This is a genomic window from Enterobacter cloacae complex sp. SHL018 (assembly GCF_049237905.1).
GTDB lineage: Bacteria > Pseudomonadota > Gammaproteobacteria > Enterobacterales > Enterobacteriaceae > Enterobacter > Enterobacter hormaechei_C.
Window position 1 is genome coordinate 1,325,729 of the sequence record NZ_JBMKJE010000001.1, and the last position, 12,068, is coordinate 1,337,796.

The window sequence follows — 12,068 nt, forward strand, 5'->3', positions numbered from 1 at the left end:
TTAATGTTATTTATGAAATGGCAAAAGAAGTAATTAGCCGTCGAATTAAAAAGACAGGAATAAATGATGAAAAGCACATTCACAATGATAACGCTGGCGCTTGCTGCGCTGACGGTCAGTTCCACCGTCGCGGCAAAAACGCTGGTGTATTGCTCCGAAGGATCGCCGGAAAATTTCAATCCTCAGCTCTATACGTCGGGGACCAGCGTGGACGCCAGCGCCGTACCGGTTTATAACCGTCTGGTCGATTTCAAACCGGGCACTACCGAACTGGTGCCGAGCCTGGCGGAAAGCTGGGAGGTAAGCGAGGATGGCAAGATCTACACCTTCCACCTGCGCAAAGGGGTGAAATTCCACAGTAATAAGCTGTTCACGCCGACGCGCGACTTCAACGCGGACGACGTGATTTTTTCGTTTATGCGCCAGAAGGATGTGAATCATCCCTACCATAACGTCTCCAACGGCAGTTATTCCAACTTTGAAAGTCTGGAGTTCGGCAGTCTGATTACCGCCATTGATAAAGTTGACGATCGCACCGTGCGCTTCACCCTGGCGCATCCGGAAGCGCCGTTTGTCGCTGACCTGGCGTGGTACTTTGCCTCCATTCTGTCGGCGGAGTATGCCGATGCCATGCTGAAAGCGGGCACGCCAGAAAAGGTCGATATGCAGCCGATTGGCACCGGGCCGTTTAAGCTGGCGCAATATCAGAAGGATTCCCGCATTCTCTTCACCGCTTTCCCTGACTACTGGCAGGGAAAATCGAAGCTGGATCGTCTGGTGTTCACCATCACGCCGGACGCCTCGGTGCGTTTTGCCAAAGTCGAGAAGAATGAGTGCCAGGTGATGCCGTTCCCGAACCCGGCGGACCTGCCGCGTATGAAGGCTAACAAAGACATCAACCTGATGAGCAAGGCCGGTCTGAATACCGGTTTCCTGGCGTTTAACACGCAAAAGCCACCGCTGGATAACGTAAAAGTGCGTCAGGCGCTGGCGATGGCGATTAACAAACCCGCCATCATTGAGGCGGTGTTCCACGGCACCGGCACGGCGGCGAAAAACCTGCTGCCGCCTGGCGTCTGGAGTGCCGACAGCGAGCTGAAAGACTATGATTACGATCCAGAAAAAGCGAAAGCGCTGTTAAAGGAGGCGGGATTTGCCAACGGCGTAAGCATCGATCTGTGGGCTATGCCCGTGCAGCGGCCGTATAACCCGAACGCGAAGCGTATGGCGGAGATGATCCAGGCGGACTGGGCGAAAGTGGGCGTGCAGACCAAAATCGTGACCTACGAATGGGGCGAATACCTGAAGCGCGTGAAGGGCGGGGAGCATCAGGCCGCACTGATGGGCTGGACAACGGCGACGGGCGATCCGGATAACTTCTTCGGCCCGCTGTTTACCTGTACGTCCGCCAACGGCGGGTCGAACTCGGCCAAATGGTGCTATAAGCCGTTTGATAACCTGATTGCCGAAGCTAAATCGATAACCGATCGCGAAAAACGCGTGGCGCTGTACAAGCAGGCGCAGCAGATGATGCACGATCAAATGCCGGCGGTAATGATTGCCCACTCGACGATTTTTGAGCCAGTCCGTAAAGAGGTCACGGGCTATGAAATCGATCCCTTCGGCAAGCACCTGTTCTGGCAAGTGGACCTTAAGGAGTAATTTTTCACTGCCCGGTTTCGTTCGGGCAGTTTTTTCGCTATTTGTGCTGTCTTCGTCATTTTTTGCCACAACACATCGCCCGGTTTTTTGTTATAACTTCAAGTGCATACTTGCAGATAACATGGAATACCATCATGCGTACTCACACTTTTTTTAAAGTTGCAGTGCTTTCTGGTCTGTTGGCCCTTTCCGGCTGTGCGTCAAAAGTCGCAGCCCCCGATCAATATTCAGGCTTTTTAAAAGATTACTCCGGCTTGCAGGAGATGAAATCTGCAACCGGGAAGCCAACCCTGCGTTGGGTTGACCCGTCCTATAATGAGGCGAATTACGACAGCATTATCTGGACGCCGATAACCTATTATCCGACGCCAAAACCGACCACTCAGCTTGGGCAAAAAACGCTTGATGAGTTGTTGAATTATACCAATACCAAACTGAAAACCGCGATTGGCCAGCGTAAGCCGATTGTGACGACGCCGGGCAAACATAGCCTGATCTTCCGCGGCGCCATCACGGGTGTGAGCTCAGACAAAGAAGGTTTGCAGTTCTATGAAGTGGTGCCTGTGGCGCTGCTGGTTGCGGGTACGCAGATGGCAACGGGCCATCGTACCATGGATACGCATCTGTTCTTCGAAGGTGAGTTAATCGATGCGGCCACGAACAAACCAGTGATTAAGGTTGTTCGTAAGGGTGAAGGGAAAGAGCTGGCGAACGAGAATACGCCAATGGGCTTCGGCACCCTGAAGCAGGTTGTGGATGACATGGCGACAGATGCCACCATGTTTGATGTTCATCAGACAGCAAATTAATAAAAAATGGCCTGCATTTTCGCAGGCCGTTTTTTTATGCCGTCCGCAGGCGGCGGAACCAGGTTTCCGGCTTCGTAAACATCACCATATTCCCCCCCAGTATCAACAGCAGGCCGACGATCCCGTTGAGATGCCACACGTAACCCTCGTACACCGTTGAAATCGACAGCGCCACCAGCGGGAACAGCAGGGTGCTGTACGCGGCTTTACCGGGACCAATGCGGCCTACCAGCGTAAAGTAGGCGCCGAAGGCAATCACCGAGCCAAACAGCGCAAGATAGAGCAGCGCCCCCATATAGCTCACCGTCCATTCCGGCATAAAGCTATCGCCCCTGAAGAGCGCGATAAGGCCCATCACGACGGTGCCGTACAGCATCGCCCAGGCGTTGGTGGTCATAGTTTCCAGCCCGTTTCGCTGATGACGCATGCTGATCATATTCCCCAGCGAGAAGCCGTAGGTGCCGAGGGCGGAAAGCCCGATGCCCGTAAGCAACGACGCGCTCCAGCCGCTGGCGAGCAGATCGTTCCAGAAAAGGGTAATGATCCCGATAAGCCCTAGCGCTGCCGCCGTCCAGAAGCGTGCGGGTGGGCGCTGGCCGAAGAAGATAAAGCTGTTGATGGCGTTATACAGCACGGCCATCGAGAAAATCACCGACTCAAGGCCGGTATTGATATGGGCGGCGGCGGTGTAAAAGCACCAGAAGTTGAAACAGAAAACGCAGCAGCCCTGAAGCATGCAGTAGAGATGATCCCGCAGCGCCAGCCTGCGCAGACGGCGAAGGGCGACCAGGACGATCATCATCGTGGCGCTGGCCACGGCGAAGCGCCAGAAAATGGAGACCGGCGCTGCAACCGGCCCCTGTTGTAAAAAAATGGCGATCCAGGTCGTGCCCCAGATCACAACGACCAGCCCATAGAGTAATGCGTTCATGGTGTCTCTCTTCTCATACCGCGAAAAACAACAGTGTGGCGAAAGAAGGGGGGGCCGGCTTTCATCGTCTTGCGCCGGACTTGCAAATTCTTGCGCTTTTTTCTCGCACAATGGCTGGTAACAGGCTGCAACACTTCTTAGACTGACAGTCTGATTAATCACCTGTTTACGGCCATGTCTCTCGTTTACGACACCTTTGAAACGTTACGCCAACAAAATGCAGTGCTGCGGGAAACCGTCGCGCTCAATACTGGCATTCAACTGGCGGCGTGGTACAACAAGCACGACACGATCACGGTGAAAAGCAACCATCACACCCTTAGCCTGTACGTGGCGGATGGCTATGAAAGCTATCAAAAAACGCCGGGTGGCTGGAAAAATGGCGGCGGGCCGGACCGTTTTTGTCTGATGCCGGAAGAGAGCGAATCCACATGGGATATTCGTGACGACCTGTCGTTCGTGCACCTTTACTGCACCGATGAACACCTGCGGGATGTGGGGGAGAAAATCTGGGATAAACGACCGCTATCGCTGACGCTGGAGGAAAAAATCTTCGGCAGCGATCCGAAAATCACTGCTCTTTATCGCCATTTTTTGCTCGGCTGCGACTGGCAGCAAAACGCCAATCAGCTCACCCTGAGCACCGCGTCGACCTTATTGCTGACGCATTTGGTCCAGCACTATTCCAGCGTACAGTGGAAGCTGCCGGTGGTGACCGGCGGGTTATCGCCGTTTGTACTGCGCAACGTGCTGGCCTTTATCGAGGAAAACCTGGCGCAACCCTTAACGCTGGCGGAACTGGCGGGCCAGGCCGCACTCAGTGAGTATCACTTTGCGCGGATGTTCCGCCAGTCGATGGGGCTGGCGCCGCATCAGTACGTTATGCAGCGCCGCATGGAGAAGGCCAAAGCGCTGGTGCAGCACACGACCACGCCGCTCACCGACATCGCGCTGGCCTGCGGATTTAACTCCGCCAGCCATTTCAGTAACCGTTTTCGCAGCATGACCGGCATTACGCCGTCACAGTTACGCGCGGCGAAGGCGTGAGAAGACGGCGTAACAGATCCCTCCCAGCACCAGCCCCCAGAAGGCGGAGCCAATTCCCAGGAGCGTGACGCCGCTGGCGGTCATCAGGAAGGTAACGATCGCCGCGTCGCGTTCTGCTTCATGGTTCAGTGCCTGATACAAACTCCCGCTGATAGTGCCGAGCAGGGCCAGCCCGGCCAGCGTCTGGATGCCGCTCAGCGGCAGGGCGGCCATCAGCCCGGAAATCGACCCGCCGAACACCCCCGCCAGCAGATAAAACCCGCCTGCCGCCGCCGCGGCCAGCCAGCGTTTACTGGCATCCGGATGGGCGTCCGGGCTCTGGCAGATGGCGGCAGTGATGGCGGCGATGCATATAGAATAAACGCCGAAGGGGGACAACAGCAGTGCCAGCCCGCCGGTGGCAACGATCAGCGGTGAGACCGCCAGCGGATAGCCCGATGCCTGCATGGTGGCGAAGCCGGGCGCATTCTGCGACGCCATGGTCACCAGGAAGAAGGGTAAGCCGATACTGATCAGGCTGGTGAAGGTGAACGCAGGGGCAATGAATTCCGGCATGATGACTGATAACGTCATCCTGTTCGTGACAACGTCACCTCCGGCCCATGCCACGAACACGCCCACCAGCAGCGTGGCGACAATGGCGTACCGGGGCGCTACGGCTTTGGTCACCAGCCAGGCGGCCAGCATACTGCCGCAAAGAAAAATGTGTCCCTCAAGATTGCTGAATGCCTTCAGGCCAAACTGTAACAGCACGCCCGCCAGCATAGCGGCGGCAAGCGAGTGCGGGATTAGTTTCATCAACCGGGCAAACAGGCCGGTGACGCCGCACAGCAGAATCAGCGCATTCGCGAATATAAATACCCCGACGGTTTCCGCCAGCGTCACGCCTTGCAGGCTGGTGGCGAGCAGCGCCGCGCCGGGAGTCGACCAGGCGGTCAGCACGGGGGCTTTATACCACCACGACAATGCCAGCGTGCTGATCCCCATCCCGAGCCCCAGCGCGGTCATCCATCCGGCAATTTGCTGTGTACTGGCGCCAGCCGCAGCAGCCGCCTGCCAGATAATGGCGGCAGAGCTGGCATAGCCCACCAGAACGGCAACAAAACCGGCCAGCACGGCAGGAAAGAGAGAGGCAGTCGATCGCATGGATACTCCGTTGTGCGTTATAACGTCCGGGATAAGGTATCACTGTGCGCTATAGCGTACAAGTGGTATGCTTTGCCGCAACGGGAGGAACTATGGATATCACTCAACACCTGGCAACCACACTGAAAGCGCTGCGTCAGGCGCGGGGCTGGAGCCTGTCGAAACTGGCGAAAGAGACGGGCGTGTCGAAAGCGATGCTTGGGCAAATCGAACGCAATGAGTCCAGCCCGACGGTCTCTACTTTGTGGAAAATCGCCACCGGGCTGAACGTACCTTTTTCGGCGTTTATCACTCCAGAAAGCGAACCGCAGGCGGTGTTCGATCCGCAGCAGCAGGCGATGGTGGTGAAACCGCTTTTCCCCTGGGATGAACAGCTTAAGTTCGACCATTTCTCCATCACCCTGTCGCCCGGCGCGCTGAGTGAGTCCACGCCGCACGAAGCCGGGGTGATCGAGCACGTGGTGGTGATAAGCGGTGAGCTGGACATGCAGATTGACGGTGTCTGGCGCACGCTATACGCTGATTCCGGCGTGCGTTTTGCCGGCGATAAACCGCACGCGTACCGCAACAGCAGCGCCCGGACGGTGCATTTTCACTCTCTGATCCATTATCCCCGCTAAAGCGTCGCAAAACGGTTTCACTGGCACAGACTTCTGACTACAATAGCCGCCATTTTGACCATAACGGATAACGACGAAGTATGCGCCTGCACTCCCATCATCTTGAACTGCTAAGCCCGGCCCGCGACGCCGCCATTGCCCGTGAAGCCATTCTTCACGGAGCAGATGCCGTCTACATTGGCGGCCCTGGCTTCGGTGCCCGTCATAACGCCAGCAACAGCCTGCGCGACATTGCCGAGCTGGTCCCGTTCGCCCACCGTTTCGGGGCGAAGGTGTTCGTGACCCTGAACACCATTCTTCATGATGATGAACTGGAGCCCGCGCAGCGTCTTATTACCGATCTCTACCAGACCGGCGTTGACGCCCTGATCGTTCAGGATATGGGCGTTCTGGAACTGGATATCCCGCCGATTGAGCTGCATGCCAGCACCCAGTGCGATATCCGCACCGTTGAGAAGGCGAAGTTTCTTTCGGACGTCGGGTTTACGCAGATTGTTCTGGCGCGCGAGCTGAACCTGAACCAGATCCGCGATATCCACCAGGCGACCGACGCGACCATTGAATTCTTTATCCACGGTGCGCTGTGTGTGGCGTATTCCGGGCAGTGTAATATCTCTCACGCCCAGACGGGGCGCAGCGCTAACCGGGGCGACTGCTCTCAGGCCTGCCGTCTGCCTTATACCCTGAAAGACGATCAGGGCCGCGTGGTGGCATTCGAAAAACACCTGCTGTCGATGAAAGATAACGATCAGACGGCCAACCTCGGCGCGCTGATCGATGCCGGTGTACGCTCCTTCAAAATTGAAGGGCGCTACAAGGACATGAGCTACGTGAAAAATATCACCGCCCATTATCGTCAGATGCTGGATGCCATCATCGACGATCGCGGTGACCTGGCGCGCGCGTCCGCCGGTCGTACAGAGCATTTCTTTATTCCGTCGACGGACAAGACCTTCCACCGCGGCAGCACGGACTATTTCGTGAATGCCCGTAAAGGGGATATTGGCGCGTTCGATTCACCGAAGTTTATCGGCCTGCCGGTGGGTGAAGTGCTGAAAGTGGCGAAAGATCATCTTGACGTTCAGGTTACAGAGCCGCTGGCGAACGGCGATGGTCTCAACGTGATGATCAAACGTGAAGTAGTGGGTTTCCGCGCCAATACGGTGGAGAAAACCGGCGAAAATCGCTATCGCGTCTGGCCGAACGAAATGCCTGCCGATCTCTACAAAGCCCGTCCTAATGCAGCGCTTAACCGTAACCTGGATCACAACTGGCAGCAGGCCTTGCTCAAGACCTCCAGCGAGCGCCGCATTGCGGTGGATATCGCGCTGGGGGGCTGGGAAGAGCAGCTGATCCTGACCATGACCTGCGAAGACGGTATCAGCGTGACGCATACGCTCGACGGCCTGTTCGAGGTGGCGAACAATGCGGAGAAAGCGCTTAGCAACCTCAAGGATGGCGTGGCGAAGCTGGGGCAGACCATTTATTACGCGCGCAATATTGAGGTGAATCTGCCGGACGCGCTGTTCGTGCCGAACAGCCTGCTGAACCAGTTCCGCCGTGAAACGGCAGAGATGCTGGATGAAGCACGGCTGGCAAACTATCCGCGCGGCAGCCGTAAGGCCGAAACGGTGCCTGCGCCGGTCTACCCGGACACGCATCTCTCGTTCCTCGCGAACGTTTACAACCACAAAGCGCGTGCGTTTTACCATCGTCACGGCGTGCAGCTGATTGACGCCGCGTATGAAGCGCATGAAGAGAAGGGCGATGTGCCGGTGATGATCACCAAACACTGCCTGCGGTTTGCCTTTAACCTTTGTCCGAAACAGGCGAAAGGCAATATTAAAAGCTGGAAAGCGACGCCGATGCAGCTGGTGAATGGCGATGAAGTGCTGACGCTGAAGTTTGACTGCCGTCCGTGTGAAATGCACGTTATCGGCAAGATGAAGAATCACATCTTCAAAATGCCGCCTCCGGGAAGCATTGTGGCCTCCGTCAGCCCTGACGATTTGATGAAGACCCTGCCGAAGCGTAAAGGCAGCTAACCCGCAGAGTGGGTATCCGGTTTGCGCGATTTCTGCCAGGCATGGTGCTCGCGCAACCCCTCCGCAGACTCCTCAGCCGCGCTGCGTAACTCGTCGCTGTCAGCTTCATGACGAAGCTGATGGTCGGCGTTTTTCACATACACAAATTCATGCCCTTTGTGCTCCGCCATAATCTGCCCTGAGAACAGGGCGCTAATCACCAGCAGTAGCGAAAATTCTTTTCTGAACATCCTTTATCCCCTGAAAATACGCTACGGTCATCGTAGGGATAATTTCATAGAGTAATTATTCGACTGTTTAAATTTGAGAAAATAGACTGTCAAAAATTGTGGTCGCAATAAAACTCACTTAAGACTATTCTTAAAAGCAATATCGCCGTTGTAAACTCCCATTTCTGGTATGCAAAGAGAAGCTAGATTTATTGGGAAATCATTTACAATAAGATTTTTCTGGCTAAGGATTGGATCGAATAAATGAAAAAAATAATCGTGCTATCACTTCTGGGCGTAGTGGTTGCGGTGGGTGCTGCGGCCAGCATCTATTCAAATGAAGAACCAGAATATATTCAGTCAGCAAAAAGCCGTGTCGGATCGTATTTAACCAGCGATTACGGACGTGTCGAATGTAATAGCACCCAGGTAAGTGAAGATCGCTGGGAGCTGGGCTGTACCAATAAGGCGAGGGGCAAAACCTTCCAGTTCGCCGTTTACCCATCCGAGCAGGCGCCGTATGGGGTCTCTCGTGCGTTTTATCTCGAAGCGATTAATGATGATGCCCGCCAGAGTGCAGAGCAGGGGCTGATGCGTTATCTGCAAATTAATACCAAAGCGGGTTAATCGATTCGTTTATGCTTCGTTGAGGCTCACAGTGGTAGATTGCAGATGATCCACATCCCGGTATGGAATACCGGAGCGTAGATACCAAAATACAAATCTATCCATGCAAGCATTTACCGCCAGATTATGGCGGTTTTTTTTTGCCCGTTTATCGTACCGGCTGTGAAAATTGTTTGCGATATTGCGCGGGCGAAAGCGCAAATTGCTGCCGGAAATGGTGGCGCAGCGTGCCGCTTTGTCCAAAACCGGTTTGTTCCGCAATATTGTCGATGCTGAGCCGACTGTTTTCGAGGTAATCTTTTGCCCGCTGCAATCGTGCAGTTAATAACCAGCGCGCGGGCGTTGTTCCGGTCGCGTCCTGGAAACGGCGCAGAAAGGTGCGCTGACTCATACCCACCCGCAGGGCCAGCGATTCGACGGTATGGGAAACGGCCAGATGCTGGTGAAGATAATCAAACAGCTGGCCCAGGCGCTGGCTCTCCCGCAACTGAGCCACCGGTCGGCTAAGCTGCTGGGTTTGCGAGCCGTCCCGATGGGGCGGGATCACCAGCCGACGCGCCACGCGGTTTGCCGCTTCAATACCGTAATTCCGGCGCACCACGTGCAGGCACAGATCAATCCCCGCGGCGCTGCCTGCGGAAGTGAGAATATCGCCTTCGTCCTGGTACAGCACATCCTCAACCACGGTGATAGCGGGATAGCGTGCTTTCAGAGCTTGCGTGTAGCGCCAGTGGGTGGTTGCCTTCCGCCCGTCAAGCAGGCCTGAGGCTGCCAGAACGAAAACGCCAGAACAGATTGAGAGTAGCTGGCAGCCGCGGGCATGCGCCGCGCGGAGCGCCTGGCAGAGCGCGTCGGGTACGGGTTCGTCCAGCCCTCGCCAGCCGGGTACGACAACCAGATCCGCCGTCTCCAGCAGACGCAGATCGCCATCGGCCAGAATACGGATCCCGCCCGTTGCCCGGAGCTCGCCGTCATCCACGCTCGCCACGGCGAACTGATACCAGTCCTCGCCCATCTCCGGGCGCGGCAAGCCAAAGATCTCTACCGCCACGCCAAACTCAAAGGTACATAAACCGTCATATGCCAGCACGACCGCGCGCGGCGAGGAATGTCTTAAGTTTGTCATCTTTTTGCTGTTTTCTGGCATAGGCGGACGCATTCATGGGCTGAATTAAGGGATAGAGTAGTGTTAACACAAACACCACAAATGAGGAAGATTCATGAGCTATGTTACTGAATTTCCGGCTGCTGAGCCGCAGGAAGCCGTGGGGCATTTTCGGCGTCGTCTGAGCGTCGAGACGGACTGCGCCGATGTCCATCACGCGGTATCCAGCGGTGAGCAGGACTTTGTTCTGCTGCACGTTGTCGGAAAACCTGAACATTTTGCCCGGCGGCATCTGCCCGGCGCGCTGCATTTACCCTGGAGCCAGATCACCGCCGAGCGGATGAAAGCGTGGCCAGAGGGCACGCTGTTTGTCGTCTATTGTGCAGGCCCGCACTGCAACGGGGCGGACAGGGCGGCGCTGAAGCTGGCGCGTCTGGGTCTGCCGGTCAAGATTATGCTCGGGGGCATCACCGGCTGGGAAGATGAGCGGTTCGCGTTTGCAGGATCTTCATCACCCGCCCTGTGAACATGAATTTATTTCAACACAGATGAAATTTTCTCGTTTGTCGGCGGCGAGCCGGTATGACATCTTTTCAGGACGTTTAGACATCCAGAAGTCTAAAGATTCAAGAGATGAATTATCACTGTGGGCAATTAACGCCGACAGACAGAGGAGATTTCCATGCAGCGACACCACGCCCCGTACCGCGCCGATGTAGTCGGCAGTTTTTTACGCCCGGATTCTGTTAAACAGGCCCGTCTGCAATTTGCCAGCGGTGAGATCGATGCCGGTCAGCTTCGCGCGGTTGAGGACGAGGCCATTCGCCATGTTGTCGAGCAGCAGTGCGCCTGCGGTCTGCATGTGGTAACGGACGGTGAATTCCGCCGCGCCTGGTGGCACTTTGACTTCTTTGACGGGCTACAGGGCGTAGAGCGTTATGATTCGCAGCAGGGCATTCAGTTCAACGGGGTGCAGACCAAAGCCCATGGCGTGCGCGTAACGGGCAAACTGGGCTTCGGCGATCATCCTATGCTGGAAGATTTCCGCTACCTCAAAAGCATCAGCGGTAACGCACAGCCGAAGATGACTATTCCGAGCCCGAGCGTGCTGCACTTCCGCGGTGGCCGCAAGGATATTGATGCCACGGTCTACCCGGATCTGAAAGATTACTTTGACGATCTGGCGACCACCTGGCGCGATGCCATTCGGGCCTTTTACGATGCAGGCTGCCGCTATCTGCAACTGGATGACACCGTCTGGGCCTACCTTTGTTCAGAAGACCAGCGCCGGCAGATCCGCGAGCGCGGTGATGATGCAGACGAACTTGCCCGAACCTATGCCCGGGTGCTGAATAAGGCGCTGGAGGGCAAACCGGACGATCTGACCATTGGGCTACACGTTTGCCGCGGCAACTTCCGCTCAACCTGGATTTCCGAAGGCGGCTATGAGCCGGTGGCGGAGGTGCTGTTCGGTACGGTGAACGTCGACGCGTTCTTCCTGGAGTACGACAACGACCGTAGCGGCGACTTTGCGCCACTGCGTTTTGTGCGCCCGGGTAAACAGCAGGTGGTTCTGGGGCTAATCACCACCAAGCACGGTGAACTGGAGAACCCGGAAGGGGTGAAAGCGCGTCTGGAAGAGGCCGCGCGCTACGTGGCGAAAGAGCAGATTTGCCTCAGCCCACAGTGCGGATTTGCCTCCACGGAAGAGGGTAACAGCCTGAGCGAAGCCCAGCAGTGGGATAAAGTTCGCCTGGTGACGCAAATCGCCAGCGACGTCTGGTAACATCGTTCACAGCGCTGCATTATTACAGTGCAGCGCTGTACCATTCTGAGTCGTTTCCCGTAGATCCTCTCTTCGAACCCG

The 12,068-nt window shown here is 56.1% G+C and carries 12 protein-coding genes; 8 read left to right on the forward strand and 4 right to left on the reverse strand.

What is annotated here, in order from left to right; all coding sequences use genetic code 11:
• Positions 1 to 66: 66 nt before the first annotated feature.
• Together ACOTY5_RS06435 and ACOTY5_RS06440 are read left to right on the forward strand one after the other, a co-directional pair.
• Positions 67 to 1,662: an ABC transporter substrate-binding protein gene (locus tag ACOTY5_RS06435; RefSeq protein ID WP_017693443.1), complete on the forward strand. Its 1,596-nt coding sequence runs from the start codon at positions 67 to 69 to the stop codon at positions 1,660 to 1,662.
• A 134-nt stretch (positions 1,663 to 1,796) separates the two neighbouring features.
• The gene (locus ACOTY5_RS06440; RefSeq protein WP_003857221.1) at positions 1,797 to 2,471 is read left to right on the forward strand and encodes a DUF3313 domain-containing protein; all 675 of its coding nucleotides are present in this window, start codon (positions 1,797 to 1,799) and stop codon (positions 2,469 to 2,471) included.
• 34 nt (positions 2,472 to 2,505) lie between these two features.
• Here the strand turns inward: ACOTY5_RS06440 and ACOTY5_RS06445 are convergent, their stop codons facing one another.
• Positions 2,506 to 3,402 carry a DMT family transporter gene (locus tag ACOTY5_RS06445; protein ID WP_023303719.1) on the reverse strand — a complete coding sequence of 299 codons (897 nt, stop codon included), beginning with the start codon at positions 3,400 to 3,402 and terminating at the stop codon, positions 2,506 to 2,508.
• A gap of 174 nt (positions 3,403 to 3,576) precedes the next feature.
• Here ACOTY5_RS06445 and ACOTY5_RS06450 point away from each other — a divergent pair, with 174 nt between their 5' ends.
• Positions 3,577 to 4,449 (forward strand): helix-turn-helix domain-containing protein, encoded by an 873-nt coding sequence (locus tag ACOTY5_RS06450; RefSeq protein WP_045141518.1) that lies wholly within the window; start codon positions 3,577 to 3,579, stop codon positions 4,447 to 4,449.
• Here ACOTY5_RS06450 and ACOTY5_RS06455 read toward each other — a convergent pair.
• Complete coding sequence (locus ACOTY5_RS06455) at positions 4,429 to 5,595, reverse strand: benzoate/H(+) symporter BenE family transporter (RefSeq protein ID WP_045141517.1); 1,167 nt, start codon at positions 5,593 to 5,595, stop codon at positions 4,429 to 4,431. The two genes, ACOTY5_RS06450 and ACOTY5_RS06455, sit on opposite strands and share 21 nt — an antisense overlap.
• A gap of 92 nt (positions 5,596 to 5,687) precedes the next feature.
• Here ACOTY5_RS06455 and ACOTY5_RS06460 point away from each other — a divergent pair, with 92 nt between their 5' ends.
• Positions 5,688 to 6,215, forward strand: a complete 528-nt coding sequence (locus tag ACOTY5_RS06460) for a helix-turn-helix domain-containing protein (protein WP_045141516.1) — start codon at positions 5,688 to 5,690, stop codon at positions 6,213 to 6,215.
• Positions 6,216 to 6,295: 80 nt separating this feature from the next.
• The gene (locus tag ACOTY5_RS06465; RefSeq protein ID WP_015570549.1) at positions 6,296 to 8,260 is read left to right on the forward strand and encodes a peptidase U32 family protein; all 1,965 of its coding nucleotides are present in this window, start codon (positions 6,296 to 6,298) and stop codon (positions 8,258 to 8,260) included.
• Here ACOTY5_RS06465 and ACOTY5_RS06470 read toward each other — a convergent pair.
• Positions 8,257 to 8,490 (reverse strand): DUF2554 family protein, encoded by a 234-nt coding sequence (locus ACOTY5_RS06470; RefSeq protein WP_015570548.1) that lies wholly within the window; start codon positions 8,488 to 8,490, stop codon positions 8,257 to 8,259. The genes ACOTY5_RS06465 and ACOTY5_RS06470 overlap by 4 nt on opposite strands.
• Positions 8,491 to 8,733: 243 nt before the next feature.
• On the opposite strand from ACOTY5_RS06470, the gene ACOTY5_RS06475 reads away from it, so the two are divergent.
• Positions 8,734 to 9,096: a hypothetical protein gene (locus ACOTY5_RS06475; protein WP_015570547.1), complete on the forward strand. Its 363-nt coding sequence runs from the start codon at positions 8,734 to 8,736 to the stop codon at positions 9,094 to 9,096.
• A gap of 148 nt (positions 9,097 to 9,244) precedes the next feature.
• Here ACOTY5_RS06475 and ftrA read toward each other — a convergent pair whose 3' ends face one another.
• A complete protein-coding gene (gene ftrA, locus ACOTY5_RS06480; protein WP_017693441.1) occupies positions 9,245 to 10,243 on the reverse strand; it encodes a transcriptional regulator FtrA in 999 nt (332 codons plus the stop codon).
• Positions 10,244 to 10,316: 73 nt separating this feature from the next.
• Here ftrA and ACOTY5_RS06485 point away from each other — a divergent pair, with 73 nt between their 5' ends.
• Both ACOTY5_RS06485 and ACOTY5_RS06490 read left to right on the forward strand, forming a co-directional pair.
• Entirely contained in the window at positions 10,317 to 10,727 is a 411-nt protein-coding gene (locus ACOTY5_RS06485) for a rhodanese-like domain-containing protein (protein ID WP_017693440.1), read from the forward strand.
• A 156-nt stretch (positions 10,728 to 10,883) separates the two neighbouring features.
• Positions 10,884 to 11,987, forward strand: coding sequence for a cobalamin-independent methionine synthase II family protein (locus tag ACOTY5_RS06490; protein WP_015570545.1), 1,104 nt, complete (start codon positions 10,884 to 10,886; stop codon positions 11,985 to 11,987).
• Positions 11,988 to 12,068 lie beyond the last annotated feature (81 nt).

Bases quoted from the DNA above. Each gene is read 5' to 3' on its own strand.
- ACOTY5_RS06435 (WP_017693443.1), top strand. From the start codon at position 67: ATGAAAAGCACATTCACAATGATAACGCTGGCGCTTGCTGCGCTGACG.
- ACOTY5_RS06440 (WP_003857221.1), top strand. From the start codon at position 1,797: ATGCGTACTCACACTTTTTTTAAAGTTGCAGTGCTTTCTGGTCTGTTG.
- ACOTY5_RS06445 (WP_023303719.1), bottom strand. From the start codon at position 3,402: ATGAACGCATTACTCTATGGGCTGGTCGTTGTGATCTGGGGCACGACC.
- ACOTY5_RS06450 (WP_045141518.1), top strand. From the start codon at position 3,577: ATGTCTCTCGTTTACGACACCTTTGAAACGTTACGCCAACAAAATGCA.
- ACOTY5_RS06455 (WP_045141517.1), bottom strand. From the start codon at position 5,595: ATGCGATCGACTGCCTCTCTCTTTCCTGCCGTGCTGGCCGGTTTTGTT.
- ACOTY5_RS06460 (WP_045141516.1), top strand. From the start codon at position 5,688: ATGGATATCACTCAACACCTGGCAACCACACTGAAAGCGCTGCGTCAG.
- ACOTY5_RS06465 (WP_015570549.1), top strand. From the start codon at position 6,296: ATGCGCCTGCACTCCCATCATCTTGAACTGCTAAGCCCGGCCCGCGAC.
- ACOTY5_RS06470 (WP_015570548.1), bottom strand. From the start codon at position 8,490: ATGTTCAGAAAAGAATTTTCGCTACTGCTGGTGATTAGCGCCCTGTTC.
- ACOTY5_RS06475 (WP_015570547.1), top strand. From the start codon at position 8,734: ATGAAAAAAATAATCGTGCTATCACTTCTGGGCGTAGTGGTTGCGGTG.
- ftrA (WP_017693441.1), bottom strand. From the start codon at position 10,243: ATGCCAGAAAACAGCAAAAAGATGACAAACTTAAGACATTCCTCGCCG.
- ACOTY5_RS06485 (WP_017693440.1), top strand. From the start codon at position 10,317: ATGAGCTATGTTACTGAATTTCCGGCTGCTGAGCCGCAGGAAGCCGTG.
- ACOTY5_RS06490 (WP_015570545.1), top strand. From the start codon at position 10,884: ATGCAGCGACACCACGCCCCGTACCGCGCCGATGTAGTCGGCAGTTTT.